At 64.3% G+C, this 18,560-nt stretch carries 8 protein-coding genes; 6 read left to right on the forward strand and 2 right to left on the reverse strand.

Annotated features, from left to right (window positions below):
* The first annotated feature begins 64 nt into the window (after positions 1-64).
* Positions 65-2,299 (forward strand): acyltransferase family protein, encoded by a 2,235-nt coding sequence (locus tag D4765_RS09645; protein ID WP_136642091.1) that lies wholly within the window; start codon positions 65-67, stop codon positions 2,297-2,299.
* On the opposite strand, the gene D4765_RS09650 is transcribed toward D4765_RS09645, so the two are convergent.
* Entirely contained in the window at positions 2,277-5,138 is a 2,862-nt protein-coding gene (locus D4765_RS09650; protein ID WP_201799278.1) for an alpha-L-rhamnosidase-related protein, read from the reverse strand. The two genes, D4765_RS09645 and D4765_RS09650, sit on opposite strands and share 23 nt — an antisense overlap.
* A gap of 38 nt (positions 5,139-5,176) precedes the next feature.
* Positions 5,177-10,621: a family 78 glycoside hydrolase catalytic domain gene (locus tag D4765_RS09655; protein WP_136642092.1), complete on the reverse strand. Its 5,445-nt coding sequence runs from the start codon at positions 10,619-10,621 to the stop codon at positions 5,177-5,179.
* Positions 10,622-10,921: 300 nt separating this feature from the next.
* On the opposite strand from D4765_RS09655, the gene D4765_RS09660 reads away from it, so the two are divergent.
* The 5 genes from D4765_RS09660 (at position 10,922) to D4765_RS09680 (ending at position 18,417) form a co-directional block, all read left to right on the forward strand.
* A complete protein-coding gene (locus D4765_RS09660; RefSeq protein ID WP_136642093.1) occupies positions 10,922-12,445 on the forward strand; it encodes a sugar ABC transporter ATP-binding protein in 1,524 nt (507 codons plus the stop codon).
* The gene (locus D4765_RS09665; RefSeq protein ID WP_136642094.1) at positions 12,442-13,506 is read left to right on the forward strand and encodes an ABC transporter permease; all 1,065 of its coding nucleotides are present in this window, start codon (positions 12,442-12,444) and stop codon (positions 13,504-13,506) included. Before D4765_RS09660 ends, D4765_RS09665 begins: the two co-directional genes overlap by 4 nt.
* Entirely contained in the window at positions 13,499-14,581 is a 1,083-nt protein-coding gene (locus D4765_RS09670) for an ABC transporter permease (protein WP_136642095.1), read from the forward strand. The genes D4765_RS09665 and D4765_RS09670 overlap by 8 nt, the downstream gene beginning before the upstream one ends.
* A 56-nt stretch (positions 14,582-14,637) precedes the next feature.
* Positions 14,638-15,699 carry a rhamnose ABC transporter substrate-binding protein gene (rhaS, locus tag D4765_RS09675; protein WP_136642096.1) on the forward strand — a complete coding sequence of 354 codons (1,062 nt, stop codon included), beginning with the start codon at positions 14,638-14,640 and terminating at the stop codon, positions 15,697-15,699.
* Positions 15,700-15,948: 249 nt separating this feature from the next.
* Positions 15,949-18,417 (forward strand): LamG-like jellyroll fold domain-containing protein, encoded by a 2,469-nt coding sequence (locus tag D4765_RS09680; protein ID WP_136642097.1) that lies wholly within the window; start codon positions 15,949-15,951, stop codon positions 18,415-18,417.
* The last annotated feature ends 143 nt before the right edge of the window (positions 18,418-18,560 follow it).

Here is an 18,560-nt window from a genome sequence, read left to right on the forward strand (position 1 = left end):
GCTGAGGCCGAGAACTTCGGGGCGCAAACAGGCCCGGTAGCCTTGACAGCGAAAAGGGGGGCGCATGACGTCTGAATCCGAGGCCGAGCGCGCTTCATCCACCACCGCCGGGCCCACCGCCACCGGTACCCCGGCGGCTCCGGATGCTCGCCGCGACATTCAGGGGCTGCGGGCGCTGGCCGTGATCGCCGTCATCGCGAACCATCTTGTGGGGTGGCCGACGGGCGGGTTCGTCGGTGTCGACATCTTCTTCGTCATCTCCGGATTTCTCATCACAGGCATCCTCGTTCGCGACCGCAACGGCACTGGCATTCCCACCGAGACCGATACCTCGCATCCCATCGCCCGGTTCTACGCCCGACGTGTCAGACGCATCGTTCCTGCCGCAGCGACCGTTCTCATCGCCACCGTCGGCGGAGCCTGGTTCCTGTTCAACCAGACCCGCGCGCTCGAGACCGTGTGGGATGCCGTTGCCTCGTTCTTCTACACCGCCAACTGGCGGTTCGCCGCCGTGGGCACCGACTATTTTCAGGCCGCGGGCCCCACCTCGCCGCTGCAGCACTTCTGGTCGTTGTCGGTCGAAGAGCAGTTCTACCTCGTCTGGCCATGGCTGCTGCTGCTTCTCTTCGCACTCGCCCCTGGCCGCGGCCGCGGCCAGGCTCGCACCCGTGCTCGCTTCGTCGTCGGCAGTGTGATCGCCGCCATTGTGGCCTTCTCGTTCGTGTACGCCGTCTTCGAAACCGCAGCCTCGCCCACAACGGCCTACTTCTCCACGCTCTCCCGCGCCTGGGAGCTGGCTGCCGGAGCACTGCTGGCACTCACAGCGCCCCAGTTCAGAAAACTCCCCGCAGCCGCACGATTCGTGCTCGGCTGGCTCGGCCTGCTCGTGCTGCTGGCCTGCATCCTGCTGATGAGCGACACCCTTCCCTTTCCGGGCCCCTGGGCCGCAGCACCCGTCGCGGGCACGCTCCTCGTTCTGGCTGCCGGCATCGGCGGCCCCCAGGGCCATCTCTTTCTGCTCACCAACCCGCTCAGCCGCTTTGTGGGCAACATCTCGTATTCGCTGTATCTGTGGCATTTCCCCGTCATCGTGTTCTCGCTGCAACTCGTGCCGGTCGAAACACCGCAGAACCTGGCCCTGGTCGCCGGCATGATCGTGGCGCTCTCGGTAGTGACCTACTACCTCGTCGAACAGCCCCTGCACCGATCCCCGTGGCTCGAACCACGGGGCACCACTGAGGTTCGACGCGAAGCGTGGCAGGCCTGGCGCGATCGGTTCGGCGCGCAATTCATTCTCGCCACCGTCGGTCTCATCGCGATCGTGGTCGTGGTCTTCGCCGGCGTTCAGATGTCGGGCCGGGGTGTGGCACCGCTGGCCGGAGCATCCGGTGACCCCGGGCTCGCGAGCATCGACCCGAGCGCGCCGGGCATACCCGCCGAGCCCCAGCCCTCGTCGGTCGACCCAGCTGTTCAGCTGCAGGCCGATCTCTCAGAAGCACTTCAAGCGACCGCCTGGCCGAGCACACTATCGCCCTCGCTCGACGACGTCATGCGAACCACCTCGAATGACAACCCCGCGAAGGCCTGTTTCGACATCGGCGCAACACCAGACATCGGGTCGTGCACGTGGGGCGACCCGAACGCGTCGAAGCACCTCTATCTCGTGGGCGATTCGACCGCGATGGCCTACGCCCCCGCCTTCAAATCGATTGCCGAAGGCAGCGGCGGCCGCTGGAAGATCACCACTATCGGCTTGTACGGCTGCCGTTTCACCGATGCCGCGGTGGCCAACGACGGCGACGGCGTGATGGCCGCCTGCCCGCAACGCAAGAGCGACATCGCCCGCGCCATCGTGGCCGACAACCCCCAGCTCGTCATCGTGTCGAACGCGTACGCCCTCGGCAAGTCCCCCAACGGCGCCGCCCTCAGCACCTCAGCACTCGTGGCCTCGACCGTCACCGAGACAGCGAAATACAACGTACCCGGCAGACTGGTCTACCTCGCACCCCCGCCTCTCGGCGCCGACCTGAACCAGTGCTACTCCCCTCGTTCAAGCCCCCGCGACTGCGCCACCGCCGTCGATCCGGCCTTCACCGACTTCGCCGCTGCCACCCAGGCGGCACTCGGCGAGGGCGACCACTTCATCTCGTCGTTGCCCTTCAGCTGCGTGCCCGCCGGATGCCCCGCCTTCGCCGGAACCCTGCCCACAAAGTACGACGACGTGCACCTCACCACCGCTTATTCGGAGCACATCGCCGCGGCCCTTCAGTGGCAGCTCACCGCCCTGGGCCTCGGTTAGCGTTCGAGCGCATACCCAGGCGGGCGCGCAGTCGCATGCGCAGTAGCACACTGCCGGCCGCGGCGAGGGCGAAGCCGCCGAGGGCCAAGGGCAGCCCGTCGAACCCGGTGGCAGCCAGGTGGGTGGCCCCCGATCCCGCGATCGTGGATGTGCCAGAACCGGAACCGGCCCCTGCTCCCGTGCCCGCGCCTACGCTCCCCGAACCGTCACCCGGGTCGGTAGCGCCGCCTCCGGTGCCGCCACCGGGTGCCACCACCACAGCTGCACCCACCGTGACCACGTGCGTACCCGCGCCCACTGCGTGCAGTGTGACGTAACCGTCGGCTCCGCGCGTGGCGGCGAAGTCGCCCACCGACGCTTCGCCGTTCCACGCCACCACGCCGTCGACGAACACGTTTGCTGACCTATCGCTCACCGGCACTGCGACATCGCCCGAGGTTCCGGCGGGTGAGGTGACAGTGAGGGCGAACTGGCCAGCCGGTGCGGTGTTCCAGCTCACGGCCAGAGGCCCGTGGGGCGTCGGAAGCTGGCCCTGGGCCCACGTCACCGAACCCGGGTGCGGCACTACCGTCCACGTGCTGAACCCGCTACCGGTGGGCGTCGCCCCGAGCAGATCATTCGTGAGGGCCGGTAGAACACCGGTCGACCAGCCGTGAGCCGCCGAGGTGAATCCGCCCTCGTACATCGACCCGTTCGCACCGATACCTTCCCAATCGGTCACGCCCGGATCCTGGCTCTCCATCCAGCCGTAGAGTCGTTTGATCTCATCGATCGCCGAGTCGGCCTGGCCCGACAGAAACCGCGCCTGAATCTCAGGATACGAAGTGAAGGCGTACACCCGCTGCGAGCCATCCGAAACAAGGGTGTCGTTGTCCATGAACGAGTTTCCATACGGCAGCGTGGTGTTGGCCGAGAGGTAGTCGAGCGCCTGAGTGGCTCTCTGCTGCCCGGCGACTCCCGCCAGAATCGCGATGCCGTTGCCGTCTTGAGCGTGTCGAACATCGCCGACGTTCGAGTCGAGGTACGCGGCGGCCGTCGAATCCCACAGGTGGGCGTTGATGGCTGCCGACACTGTGGCCGCCCGGTCGGCCCAGGTCTGAGCATCGTCGGCGTGACCGAGCTGCGCGGCGAGTTTGCTGGCATCGGTCAGCGCCTGAACGTAGAGCGCGTTGTAGTAGGTCACTTCACCGGTTCGACCGAGAAACGCGTAGTCACCGTAACCGCCCGTGCCGTTCAGGCCTTTCGAGAGCAAACCATTGCTGTCGGTGACGGAGGGGTACCAGGTGTTCAGCACCTTCTGCAGGTTGGGGTAGTACTGCTCGGCGTAAGCGGTGTCGCCGGTGTAGAGCTCGTAGTCCCAACTGCTTGTCACCCACCAGAGCGGGTAGTCGAACAGCGGCAGGGAGTAGTTGCTGATCGATGCCGGCGGAATCCAGCCGTCGGCGCGCTGGTGATCGGCGAGGTCGGCGAGCACGTTCTTGGCCGCGATGCTCACGTCGTGCGTGAGGTAGGCCGTGCGCCCCGAGACCGCCACGTCGCCGACGTACGGGTCTCGATCGCGCTTCGCCCCGTCGGTGAGCACGAGTTTGCCATCGAGGCTGGCCGAGTACGAGTTACGCGGGTCGACATCGTCTTTTCTGAATGTGTCAGTGATGAGCTCGTTGGTGTACGAAGCGTTGTACCAGTAACGGTTGAGGTCTTCGTCTGATGACTGAAACCACCCGGTGTAACTGGCGGCGTTACCGACGAACGCTGTGAAGTCGAGCGAGACTCCGCTCATGCTCACGGTGCCGGTGTTGGCCGTGTCGGGCGCGTCAGCCGCGAGCGCGTCGAGCGAGATCTTCATGTACCTGAAACCGTGCAGCCCATCGGCGCACACCTTCGTGCCGTCGGCACAGCCGTGCGCACCCTTCCAGCTGTACGGTGCAGCTGCCACCGCAATCTGGTCTGTACCCGGGGTGATCGTGTCTCCGTTGTTCGAGCGCGTGAAGTCTGAGGTGTCGGTGAGATACTGCTTCGTCTCAGAGAACGCCAGCCTCAGACCGGGGTGGTTTCCGGATGCCCCGGCGAAGCTGATCTTCGGGTACCCCACCACGACCTTGCCGAAGTCGACAGTGATGCTGGGAACCACGTCGGCCTCGATCAGGCCGGGATACACCTCAGCGATGCGGGTGTATTCACCCTTACCTGTGGACTGGTCTTTCGTCACGGTGATACGAACCTGAGTGGTCGTGACGGGTGAGTCGAACGAGACGGCCCGCTGCAGGTCGGTGCTTCCCGTCACCGCAGCGGCTTGGTGCCAGGCGCTGCCGTCCCACGTGTCGACCGTGTAGTCCTGGGGCACGCCATCGCTGTTCGACAGTAGCGTGATGCCCGGCACAGTGACGGGCGTCGGCGACGTGATGGTGAGCGAATCGGGATACGCGCCGTACGTGTTGTCGTTCCAGAACGTCGCCGGGTTGCCGTCGAGCGCGTTGCTGGGTTCGTAACTGCGCGGCAGACCGTTGTCGGTGTTCGCCCCGGCGAACGATGATGCCGTTGCCGACGTGCCAGCCGGCCAGGTGGGCTTGGCCGGGGCCGGCGTTCGGGTGAGGGTGGCGACGCCCGTGCCCAGAACGCCCTCTGCATTGGTCACGCCCGCAGTGGATGCCGCGACCGCGGTGGGCTTCACGTCAGACGTATCGGGTCCGACTACGTATTTCTGCCACGAGGGCGCGGGCACAGCAGGCCCAGAGGCGGCGGGAGCTGCAGCCATCGCTGGCACCGCCGCGACTGCGCCGAGGGCCAACACGAGTGCTCCGCACGCAGCAGCGCGAGCGAAACCAGGAGGAACCGACATAGGAGTGCCTTTCGTACGGAACAGAGAGATACAGAGAGTCAGCTGAGCGGAGGCGAGACGGTGTCTGCCCCGTCGTCATGCCCGCGGCCGTCGTGCCCACGGCGACGTCGATGACGTCGCACGACGAGCAATACGAGGCCGGCCAGCAGAAGCAGCCCTGCTGAGGTGGCCCACAGCAGCGGTGTTGCGCCGGTGGCGGCGAGCACCTGCGCGGGTACGGTCAGCGATGACCCTGCTGCTGTTCCCGATGCACCCGAGCCAAGGGCAGGCCCCGTGCCGGGCGTCGCGCCGTTACCCGTGCCGGGGTCAGGAGCGAGCGTTTCGACCACGAACACCAGCTCGTGGGCACCGGCGGCGAAGTCTGCGGGAACAGCCCCGCTGACCGACACCGCACCCATCGCATCCGCCGTGGCCGTACCGAGCACCACAATGTCAGAGTGCAGCTCGACACGAACCGTCGCCGCCGCCGCAAAGCCACTGGCCTCGGCAATCGCCGTCTGACCGGGAGCGATGATCAGCGTGGGTGCGGCGTCACGCGGCGTGAGGGCAAGGGCCGCACTGGTGTTGCCGGCCATGTCGATGGCGCGCACCGAGAGCGTTGACGGCGATGATGTGCTGCCGAGCAGCGCTGTCAGCGAGTCGACCCACGACACACCACCGTCGGAATACTGAAGATGATCGGCGCCAGAACCGCCGTCTTGCGTGAAGGCGACCACACGGCCCGCCGTGCTGAGCCAGCCCCACACAGTGGGCGCGGTGGCATCGACCCGCACCACTTCTGACAGAGCGGCACTGACGTTGCCGGCCCTGTCAGTGGCCCGGTAGCGCAACAAGGTCGAACCTTCGTTCAGCGCCACTGGTGCGGCGTACGGCTGCCAGGCTCCGTCGTCGAGCTGATATTCGACGGTGGCTACTCCACTTCGGGCGTCGTCGGCCTGCAGAGTGGCCGCTGCGCCAGCGGTGTACCAGCCGTTGGCGCCAGCATGCGATACGTCGAGCACGAGCGAGGGGGCGACGGTGTCTTTCGGCACCGGCAGGGTCCAGACATCGGCTATCGACGGGTCATGGTCGCCAAGCCCGTTGAATCGAAACGTGATGGTCACCTTTCCGGTCGAGGTGAGCGTGCCGTCATCCGGAATCAGTGCCTGGTAGGTCACCAGACCGGGGCCAGAATCGGTGCGCGGGTTGAGCCGCTGGGCGACCTGCTGGCCATTGACCAGAATGTCGTAGCTCTTGATCTGGGCCATGTCGTAGGTCTCAATGGCCCGGAGGAGGAACGGCTGATTCGGCGTGACCTGCATGTCGAATGAGAACGCGGCGCCAACCTTCGTGAGGCCCGAGTAGCGCCTCGTGAGGCCGGCCTCGACGGTTGTACCGCCATCGCCGGTCGAAGTCGTGTTGTGGGCAGCCTCAGACGTTGCTTCGCCGAGATCGATGTGGTCGAGCGCACCGGCCGGCGGAGTAGCCAGCAGAACGGTGACCGCTGAGGTCGCTGAAGCAAGCGTGGCACTCCCTGCCACGAACCGTGCCGTGAGAGTCTGCGCTCCTGCGTTCAGAGACAGCGGTACAGAGACGACCACGCTGGCCTGAGTCGAGGCACCCGGCGCCACAGTGACGAGCCGGGAAGGCAGGGCAGTGGGCCAGCCTTTCGGCGGGTCGACAACCAGTGTTCCGCTGATCGCAACGTGCGCCGAGTTCGTGAGCGTCGCCGTGATCGTCGCCGTTTCGGGCGAGTCAGGGTCTGACAGAACGGCAGTGATCGGAGCGATGGCTATCGCCGCAACGACCGACACCAGCTTCGAGACCAGCGTGAAGTGGCGAACCTCACCGCCCACCGTCGCGGTGACGGCTGCCGTGACCGTGACATCGCCCGCCGCACTCGAGGCAGGCAGTGCAACCGAGAAGGGCAGGTCGACGCTCGCACCGGGCGCCACGCTGGTGGCGCTGACCGCGGGTGGATTCGCCGTGAGACCCGCACCCAGGCTGAGCACAGCAGAGAAGCCCGTTGCCGGGTTCGCCGCGGTGTTCACCACGTGCAGCGAGCCGTGAACCGTGTCACCCGGCAGCGCCGTCGCTTCTCCGGGGGCCACCAACGACACCGAGAGGCCGCTGTTCGCCGGGTCGGAGTTGAAGTTGTAGGTACCAGAACCGACCGTCAGTACCGTCACACCGTTGGTGTCAGACACCACGCTCACACCGGCGATCTGGTCGAGGGGCTTACCGCCCTCGGTGACCTCCCAGTGATTCGTGGCGGCGATCTTCACTGTGGCGGTCGTGCTCACGGGAACGGTGACGCCCAGGTCGAGGCCCGTTGCCGTCGTCTTCCAGTCAGAGACGATGCTGCCGTAGACCGAGTCGAAGGTTCCTTTACCGCTTGTCAGCCCGCCTCCGGGCGTCGGAGCGACCGTGAACGTCTTGTAGCCGGCACTGGTCGCCGCGATGCCACCGATGTTCGCGTACATCCAGTCGCCGACGGCGCCGTACGCGTAGTGATTGAACGAGTTCATAGAGACGTCGCCGAATGAGCCGTCGGGCCGCAACGAATCCCAGCGCTCCCACATCGTGGTTGCGCCCGAGGCGACCTCGTAGCCCCACGAGGGGTAGCTCTTCGTGTTCAACAGTTGATACGCCAGGTCTTGGTGGCCTGTCGCGGTCAGGGCCGGCAGCAGCCAGGGGGTACCGAGGAATCCGGTGGAAAGATGGTTGTCGCGGCTGGCCAGTTTGGCGACGTACTTGTCGCCGACCAGTGCGAGCCTGTCGGCAGGAACGAGGTTCATGCCGATGGCCATCGCATACCCGGTCTCACTGTTGCCCGCGACCGTGCCGTCACCGGCCAGGTACTTGGCACCGAACGCCGCCTTCACCCTGGCGGCCAGGTCGGCGTAGTGCGCTGCGTCGTCGGTCTTGCCGATGGCGGCCGCCATCTGGCTCATCAGACCCGAGATGTACGAGTAGTACGCCGTGCCGAGAAGGCCCGAATCAGTCGGGTCATCGAGGTTCAGCCAGTCGGCGTACCCGCCGCTGTTGCGGATGAGGCTCGAACCGGTCGAGGTTTCGACGTAATTCATGAACTTCGTCATCATGGCGTAGTTGTCGCGAATCACGGCGGTGTCGCCGTAGGCGTTGTAGAGCGCGAACGGCACTGTCACGCCCGCATCAGACCAGCCCGTTCCGCCACCGCAGCAGCCTGAACCGGGCGGTGCGGGCGAGACGCCGGGAAGGTTGCCGTCGGCGCCCTGCGAATCGCTGAGGTCGACCAGCCACTTGCTCAAGAAGGCGAGAGTGTCTTGGTTGTAGCTGGCGGTGGGTGAGAAGACGCTGATGTCGCCCGTCCAGCCGAGTCTCTCATCGCGCGCCGGCGTGTCGGTCGGAATCGACAGGAAGTTACCGCGCTGGCCCCAGGTGATGTTGCTCTGCAGCTGGTTCAGCATGGCATCCGACGTGGTCAAGGTGCCGGTGGTGGGCAGATCGGTGCCCCAGACCAGGCCCGTGACCTGATTCACCGTCGGCGGCGTCGTCACTCCGGTGACCTCGAGGTAACGAAACCCGTGAAACGTGAACGTCGGTGTGTAGTCAGCCGTACCCGTGGTCTTGAAGGTGTAGTAGTCGGTCGCCTTCGCACTTCGCAGGTTCGCGGTGTACAGCGTCTTGTCGGGGTTCAGCATTTCGCCATACCGGATGGTCGCCGTTCTGTTCGCGGTGCCCGTGAGCTGCACCGCGGCGACGCCCACCATGTTCTGGCCCATGTCGTAGATCCAGGTGTTCGGCGCCGACTCAGAGACACTGATCGGAGTGCGCTTCTCGGTCACCCGAACGGGCTGGTCGGACTGCGGTTCGAGCAGGGCCGTCGCAGCCGCGTCGGCCACACCTACGGGTGCCCACGAGGCGTCGGAATACGACGCGTCTTTCCACCCTGTGGGCACCTTGCGTGCGTCGAAGGTCTCACCCTCGATGAGGTCGGCCTGCACGAACGGGCCCGCCGCGGTCTTCCAACTCGCGTCAGAATTCACCCAGGTGCTGGTGCCGTCGGAATAGTCGATGCGCAGTTCTGCGATCAGAGACGGTGCGGTTCCCCAGTGCCCGGGGCCGAAACTGGCGATGTTGCCGGCGTACCAGCCGTCGCCCAGCTCAGCGCCGATGGCATTGCTGCCGCTGGCCACCAGAGAGGTCACGTCATAGGTCTGATAGTCGATGCGTTTGGCGTAGTCGGTCCAGCCGGGGGCGAGCTGTTGGTCGCCGACTTTCTGGCCATTGAGGCTCAGTTCGTACACACCGCGGGCGGCTGCGTAGAGTCGCGCGTTGGTGACCGTCTTGTCGACGGTGAAGCTCTTTCTCAGCAGCGGCTTCGACTGTTCGGTGAGGTAGAGCGGCTCGACAGGAGCGATGAGTTGCAGTCCGTCATTCGTCACGGTGCCACCCGAGAACGGGTTCTGGCCGTCGCTGAAATCGGTGTCGAGCAGCACGCCGGCGGTAGGAGAGACGACTTTCACCGAGTGAATGGTGGAATTCTCTTTGCCCTCCTGCGCCACGCTCTGCCGAAATCCCACATACCCCTGGCTGAGCGAGTTATCGGTGCGAGAGTCGATCACAACACCATCGAGACTGCTGGTGATCACGTTGCCCGCGAAGGTGACAGCGAACGAATGGCTGCCGGTGCGAAGCTGATCGGCCGAGATGAAGGCCGAGATGTCTTTGTTCTCCAGCAGCTGGAAACCACCGTTGATCTTGACGTGGGGGCGCAGTCGGGGGGTGCCGTCGGCAACGCTCAGCTGCCACATGTACGAATTGTTGCTGTCTTTCTCGCGGGCATAGAGCCCCATCACGAGGTTGTCCATCGTGAAGTTCACGGTGACGGTGTAGTCGCTCCACTGCTGCAATTGCACCGCTGGGTCTGGGCCGCCCACCCATTCGCCCTTCCACGCATCCGAACCGGCCAGGGCCGTCTCGAACCAGGCCGGCGCACTCCAGTCAGACGCGCTCTGGTCGCTGCCCCACGCCCGAACCTGCCAGAAGTACCGCGTCTCTGCAGCGAGGGGAGCCCCGGCATAGGTGACGTTCAGTTGGTCGGCAGCGACCACCTTGCCGCTCGCCCAGACGTCAGCGCTCGGCAATGCCGATTCGCTCGATGCCACCCGCACCTCGTAGGCGATCTGCGATACCGCCCGGCCGGTCGAGCTGTCTTTCCAGCTGAACGTGGGAGCCTCTGTGCTGGTGCCGAGCGGGTCTGTCAGCCCATTCGTGCGGAGCTCCCCGGTCGTCAGCGCGTTTATTTCGAGGGCCGAAGCTGCCCGTGCGGTTCCCACGCTTGAGGGGGTCTCGGTCGATGCTGCGGCCGTGAGGCCCCCCGACGCGAGACTGCCGAGCAGCAGCACGAAGGCCACGGCGACAGCGATCCATTGCTTCACCACGGTGCGGATTGCCGAAGCTTCGCCACCGGTTCGACGGTGGGTGAGCGAGCGAAAGTACTGCGAAAAAAGGAACAAGACGACATCGTCTCCCTGGCTCGGCGCTGAGGTGAAGACGCACCATTCAGTGCGTTGATTGCATTTCAGACGTCAATCCTGAATCGATTCATATGCAATACCGGGTCAACCTACAGCAGATTCAATGGCCCCCACAAGGGTCACAGTCCGTTTGCGTCGACCACGGAGGGCGCGCAACGTCGTAATTGTGACCTGATCTGTGTTGACATGCCTATGACCAGCCAGCTAGCCTTCGAACGCCCAAGAGTGAATCGTTTCAGACAATTCGACCCATTCTCAATGAAGAGGAAACAGACGCCCATGGCGATCACCCCAGACAGCTCCGTTCCAGCTGCGCTCGAACTCCGCGGAGTCTCCAAAGCGTTCGGCGCCGTCGTTGCGCTCACCTCAGCCAACCTGAGAGTCGACCTGAATTCGATTCACGCGCTGGTCGGCGAGAATGGTGCCGGCAAGTCCACCCTGGTGAAGATCGTCGCCGGCCTGTACCACCGTGACGCAGGGGACTTTCTGTTGCGCGGCGAATCGGTCGACTTCAGCTCGACGGCCGAGTCGAAGGCCGCTGGCATCGCGGTCATCTATCAAGAGCCGACACTGTTTCCTGACCTGTCTGTCACCGAGAACATCTTCATGGGTCGCCAGCCCACCAACCGGTTCGGGCGCATCGACCGCAAGGCGATGAAAGTCGAGGCCCTGCGCCTGTTCGAGCGTCTCGCCGTTCGCATCGATCCCGATCGGCCCGCAGAGGGCCTCTCGATTGCCGACCAGCAGATCATCGAGATCGCCAAGGCGATTTCGCTCGACGCGCGGGTGCTCATCATGGACGAACCGACCGCCGCCCTGAGCGGTGTCGAAGTCGACCGCCTGTTCGCCGTGGCTCGCAGCCTCAGAGACGAAGGCCGGGCGCTGGTGTTCATCTCCCACCGGTTCGATGAGGTGTTCTCGCTCTGCGACACCATCACGGTCATGCGCGACGGCCAGTACATCTCCACTGACCCGATCTCAGAGGTCACCGTCGACGAGATCGTGCGCCGAATGGTCGGCCGTGATGTGACAGAACTCTTCCCCAAACAAGAAGCTGCCATCGGCGACGTGGTGCTCTCGGTCGAGGGGCTGACACAACCCGGCGTCTTCACCGATATCTCGTTCACGGTTCGAAGCGGCGAGATCGTCGGGCTCGCGGGACTCGTGGGTGCCGGCCGCAGCGAGGTGGTGCGCGCCGTCTTCGGGGTCGACCCCTACGCAGCCGGCCGCGTGATCATGAGCGGCACCGCGGTGCCCAAGAACAGCCCGTCACAGGCGATGCGTCTGGGATTGGCCCTCGTACCCGAAGACCGTCGCAAACAGGGCCTCGTGCTCGAGTCATCAGTGGCGCGCAACGCCACCATGGCCATCCGTCGCTCGCTGTCGAAACTCGGACTCATCGACTCGCACGTCGAGAACAAGGCCGCCGCCATCTGGTCGAGCCGACTTGAAGTCAAAACAAATGCTCTCGATGCCGAAGTGGGCACGCTGAGCGGCGGCAACCAACAGAAGGTGGTTCTGGCCAAGTGGCTGGCCACCAACCCCAGGCTGCTCATCATCGATGAGCCGACCCGCGGTATCGATGTGGGCACCAAGGCTGAGGTGCACCGCCTGCTGTCACAGCTTGCCGGTGAGGGAATGGCCATCCTCATGATCTCGTCAGAACTACCCGAGGTGCTCGGCGTGGCAGACCGCGTGCTCGTCATGCGCGAAGGCCGTCTCACCGCAGAGATCTCACGAACCGAAGCGACGGCCGAATCGGTCATGTTCGCCGCAACCCACTCCCAGGAGCACGCCGCATGACCACCTCCACGCGGGCAACCGCCCCCGCCCCGCTGCCGGGCCGGCCGAGAGGCACAAACGCCGTGACAGAGACGCTCGGTCGGTTCGTGCGGGCACGCGAGACGGGCATCCTGCTCGCTCTGCTCATCGTCATTCTCGTGACCACCATCAAGAACCCCACCTTTCTCTTCAGTGGCGATGGCTGGCGCGACCTGCTGCTCACCCCGTCGATTCTGGTACTCGTCGCTATCGGCCAAGCCGTGGTCATCATCACCCGCAGCGTCGACCTCTCGGTGGGTTCTGTTCTCGGGTTGAGCGCTTTTCTCACCGGAAAGGTCTTCGTCAGCTTTCCCGGCATGCCCATCATTGCGGTGTTCCTGATCGGGCTCATCTTCGGCGGCGTTCTCGGGCTCGTGAACGGTGTGCTGGTGGCATTCGCCCGGGTGCCCGCGCTGGTGATCACCCTCGGAACGCTGTACGCATACCGCGGCATCAATGTGGTGTGGGCCGGCAGTGGGCGCATCAACGCCTCCGATTTGCCCAAAGAGTTTCTCGCGCTCGGCACCGGCCAGTTTCTGAGCATCCCGTTTCTCGCCATCATTGCTCTCGTGGTGCTCATCGCCGCGGGGTGGTTCATGAAGAACATCCGCGGTGGCCGTGAGCTCTACGCGATCGGTTCAGACCCGTCAGCGGCCAACCTGTACGGCCTGAAGGTCACCCGCCGCATCATCTTCGCCTTCGTCTTCTCGGGTGCTCTCGCCGGGCTCGCGGGCGTACTGTATGCCGCTCGGTACGGAACCGTCGACTCTCAGGCGGGTACGGGTTTCGAACTCGACGCAGTGGGCGCGGCCGTCATCGGTGGTGTCGCCATCGTCGGCGGGAGTGGAACCGTGTGGGGCGCGGCCATCGGCGCGATTCTGCTTCTCACGATCAACCGTGCGCTTCCCATTCTCGGGGTACCGGACTTCTGGCAGCAGGCGGTGGTGGGAATTCTCATCATCGGGGCCATCGTGCTCGACCGAGTGCTCGCGCTTCGACAATCGCGCCGACTGATCAAGGAGAGGGACGCCTCGCATGTCTGACACCACCACCCTCACCTCGCCCGCCGCTCCCGCCGGGCAGGCACCCGGCCGCAGCTACCGCAACTACGGCAGTTCGCTGTTTCGACGCATCTTCGTCACCCGCGAAATGGCGGTCATCGCGCTTCTTGCAATCGTCATCATCGTGGCCTCTGTCAGTGTGAAGAACTTCGCCTCCCCCATCACCTTCAGCTACCTTCTGCTCGACACCACGCCCATTCTGCTGATCGCGCTGCCGATGACCCTCGTCATCATCACCGGTGAGATCGACCTGTCGGTGGCAAGCATGATGGGCCTGTCAAGCGTGACCGTCGGAACGCTGACACAGGCGGGCTGGCCCATCGAGGTGGCCTTCGTCGTCGCCCTGGTCGTCGGTGTCATCGGCGGCGCGCTCAACGGTTTTCTGATCACCGTGGTGGGGCTGCCTTCACTGGCCGTCACCATCGGCACGCTGGCGCTGTACCGCGGGCTGGCGGTCGGCCTGCTCGGCACAACGGCCGTCACCGACTTTCCGAAGTTCTGGACAGACATCGCGAAAGCGAAGTTCGCGGCGACCGGCATCCCCGTTGTCATCGTCCCGTTCATCATCCTCGCGGTCGTCTTCGCGGTTCTGCTGCATTTCACTTCGTTCGGCCGCGGTATCTTCGCCATCGGCCTGAGCTCAGAGGCGGCCGCGTTCTCCGGGGTGCACGTCGAGCGCACCAAATTCATCCTCTTCATGCTCACCGGAGTCGTTTCGGCATTCGCTGGTATCTACTACACGCTGCGCTTCGGCAGTGCCCGCGGCGACAATGCGACGGGGCTCGAACTGTCGGTGATCGCCGCAGTGCTGCTCGGCGGAGTCTCGATCTTCGGTGGGCGAGGAGCCCTTCACGGGGTCATCGCCGGTGTTCTGCTCATCGGAGTGCTCGGCAGCGCGCTGCGCCTCGCCAACGTCTCAAGCGACGTCATCAACATCATCACCGGCGCGCTCCTCGTGCTCTCGGTCGTGAGCACAAGCTTCTTGGCCTGGGCGCGCAAGCGCCGTCAGCGCCGCGGAGGAACCAAGAAAACTGCCGTCTCAGCTACCGCAGGCTGACACGCTCACACCTCTGCCGGTAGATCACAACCGGCACAATGAAAGGAAGAACAACGATGTTGTTTCATAACACGCGGCCCACCCGGCGCGCCCTTCGTGCTGGCGCCATCGGCGCCATGGCGGTTTCGGTCGCCCTCGTCGCCGCCGGCTGCGCCACCACCAGCTCCACCCCCGCCGCGAGCGGTGCGGCGACGGGTGGATCGGGAAACTACGCCATCACATTCGTTCCCAAGAACCTCGGCAATGCGTACTTCGACGCCTCAGACAAGGGCGGCGCCGCGGCGATCACCGAGTTCGGCGGAAAGTACTCCGAAGTCGGGCCCGCCACGGCAAGCCCCGACGCGCAGGTCAGCTTCATCAACACGCTCACACAACAGCAGGTCGGTGGAATCGTCATCTCGGCGAACGACCCCAAGGCCATCGGCGATTCACTGAACGAGGCGCGTGCGGCCGGAATCAAGGTCGTCACGTTCGACTCAGACACCGACCCGAGCTACCGCGACATCTTCATCAACCAGGCCAGCCCCGAAGGCATCGCGAAGTCGCAGGTTGACCAGATCGCCTCGCAGATCGGTGACACCGGTGAGATTGCGATTCTGTCGGCATCGGCGAACGCGACGAACCAGAATGCATGGATCGACCTGATGAAGGCCGACCTGGCCAAAGACCACCCGAACATCAAGCTCGACGAAGTCGTCTACGGCGACGACGACGATCAGACCTCGTTCGACAAGACCGCGGCGCTTCTGCAGAGCCACCCCGATCTGAAGGGCATCATCTCCCCCACCACGGTCGGAATCGCTGCCGCGGCCCGCTACCTGTCGACCTCGTCGTCAAAGGGCAAGGTCGCTTTGACCGGCCTCGGAACCCCGAACCAGATGCGCGCCTACATCGCTGACGGCACCGTCACCTCGTTCGCGCTGTGGAACCCGGCCGACCTCGGCTACCTCGCGGCGTACGCCGACAAGGCACTGATCGATGGCACCATCACCGGCAAGAGCGGCGACAAGTTCACCGCCGGCAAGCTCGGCTCGTTCACCGTGGGCGACAAGGGCACCGTGCTTCTCGGTGACCCGACCGTGTTCAACAAGGCCAACATCGACCAGTTCAACTTCTAGGCGATAGCTGAAGTCAGAACGAGAGGTGGGGCCGATCATCCGATCGGCCCCACCTCTTCATTTGTTCGGCCTGCGTCACCCTGTGAGTACTCTCAGCGTGATTCATGTGATCGCATCGGATCGAATGCCTGACATCGACGTCGCGCCCTGTTCACTCGAGTGAAACCCTGCGGTTTTGTTGGGCTGTCAAGGTTCTACTGCTCTTGATTGAGAGTTACCTGATAGTCGACACAACCCGCAAGGAAAACCGTGCCCTCCACAGCCCTTCATCCGCTTTTTCGAAAGCGATTCATTCGCGCGAGTGCTGCACTCGCCGTAGCAACGGTCAGCCTGTCACTACTGGCGGCCGCTCCCGCGGCAGAGGCCGCACCAACGGCCGACCTCGGTTCGCGATTCACCCTCGCCGTACTGCCCGACACCCAGTTCTACTCTCGGTACTCCGCAGACCAGTTTCAACCCCGGTACGGAAAAGACCCCTTCCAGGCCCAGACGGAATGGCTCGCTCACAACCGCGATGCCCTCAACATTCCGTTCGTGGCGGGTCTCGGCGACATTGTCGACCAATCGTGGAAAGAGAATGAGTGGGTTGCTGCCGACGACGCAGTCAAAACTCTCGACGATGCCGCTCTGCCGTACTCCACGGCGCCGGGCAACCATGACGTACGCGATTCGAACGATGATCTCGACGACACGTCGTACGATCTGAGCCAAGAGCCCTTTCTGAAGTGGTTCGGGCCTGGCCGCGCAAAGAACGTCTCCACCTACAAAGGTGCCGACCCGACTGGTATGAGCCAATACCACGTCTTCGAGGCAGAGGGCCAGAAGTACATGGTGCTTGCCTTGAGCTGGCGTGTGTCAGACGCGACGATCGCATGGGCCGATTCGGTGATCAAAGCGAACCCCACTGTGCCGGTCATCCTGACCACCCACCAGGTCATCGACATCGATTCTGACGCCATCTCGCCGAAGGAGACCCAGTACGGTCTCGAGCTGTGGGACAAGCTGATCAAGACCAATGACCAGATCTTTCTGACCGTCAACGGGCACTTCCACGGAGAATCCCATCTCACGAAGACGAACGATTTCGGCCACTCCGTGACTCAGATCGTCATCGACTACCAAATGGCCTATGAAGGCGGCGATGGCTACCTCGGCCTCTTCGAATTCGACCTGAGCAACAAAGCCATCACCGTTCAGACGGCATCTCCCTGGGTCATCTGGAAGCCGCAAGACACACTCACGAGCTACGACCAGCCGTTGCTCGAAGGCGTGAACCAGCAGTTCACGGTGCCGATGGATTTCGCGGCACGCTTCTCCACCTTCAATCCAGCTTTCACCGTTGGCGCGCCCACTCACCCGTCGCTGTCGCAGAAGGCACGTGACATCGTGCTGGCCGGTTTCGTCGGGCCCGATCCGGTTTCGACACAAGCGCCGGGCAACACCAACGACTACGTCGACGTTGCAGGCACGCTCGCGCACTGGCGTTTCACGGGCACCTCAGGCGTAGTGAAAGAGGGCCAAACCGTTACCGATGTCGCGGCCGGCAATGACCTCACCCGCGCGAGCATTGCCGCATCCGGAGCGACGAACGCCGAGGTGGGCGATGTCACCATTGGTTCAGACCACGCCTACCTCTCGTCAGACGATTCGAGCGTGTGTTTCGCAAATGCCGATCGGAACAACTCCCGGTACAGCTACCTCACGTCGGCGAGCGGCGCCCCGGTCAACAACGCGTCATTCGACAACGGGTACACGATCGAGTCATTCCTGAAGATCGACGCGTCATGGACCTCGAGCACCAACCAATGGATGATGGCGCTGATCCGCGCGGGCAACCGCAATGAAATGCCCGGCGTGCCCTACGACCGCTGGGGCAATGGCGGGCCCGTCGTGCTCGGCCTGTCGAACCTCAAAGAGTTTCAGTGGAGCGTTATCCCCAACGAGCCCGGCCTCGGCGACAGGGTCAACTGGTCAGGCGAGATTCAACTCGACACCTGGATGCACGTCGCTATCGTCAACGATCCCACTGCTCGAACCACCACCATGTACGTGAATGGTGCGCCCGTGCTCCGAAATGCGACCGACACCGTCGGCCAGAGCTTCGTGCCGGATGCCCCGTGGCTGATGGGTGCGGGAATGGACAACAACAACCCCGGGGCCGGCTGGAACGGCTGCATCGGCGAGACTCGCATCGTCGACCACGTCATCGATCAGACCCAGTGGCTGACGGCTCGCGCCGACCTCACGGGCCTCACCGTCACCGACGCCCCGCAGGGCTCGCTTCCGGCAACCACCCGGCTGACGACATTCTCAGGCGCAGGTCACCCTGGTGCCGAGGTGCGCATGTCGGGGAGTATCGGCGGCAGCACGGTCGTCGACACGGCCGGAAAGTGGTCGATCGTTCTGCCACAGGCGCTGGCAGCCGGGGCCTACGAAGCATCGGTTGTGCAGGCACTGGGAACGCGTGAATCCGAGCCGGTCGCCTTCGACTTCGGCATCGAAGGCGCGCCCGGTGCGACAACACCACGCCCGAGCGCCACCGATTCAGCAGCGACGATTCCGATCGGCGGCGCAGCCGGCACAACTGCCCTCGCGAACACCGGTCTCGAACTGTCAGGTGTAGCCACTCTGGCGGGGCTGTTGCTGGCGCTGCTCGGTGCGCTCGTGGTCATTCTGAACCGCCGCCGCCGAGCTGCAACCAACTCCGGGAATCTGTGAGTTCTCAGAGACTCGCCGCTCACATCTGACGCCTTGTCGACGCCCATGTGAACGGGCAATGAAGTTAAGAGGCACTAACTACTTGTCGAACTGGCTGCGCTCTAGCATCGGTGCGGAGTACCCGGCATCGCGGGCTCACTTCG

It is taken from the genome of Subtercola vilae (assembly GCF_004923255.1).
Lineage (GTDB): Bacteria > Actinomycetota > Actinomycetes > Actinomycetales > Microbacteriaceae > Subtercola > Subtercola vilae.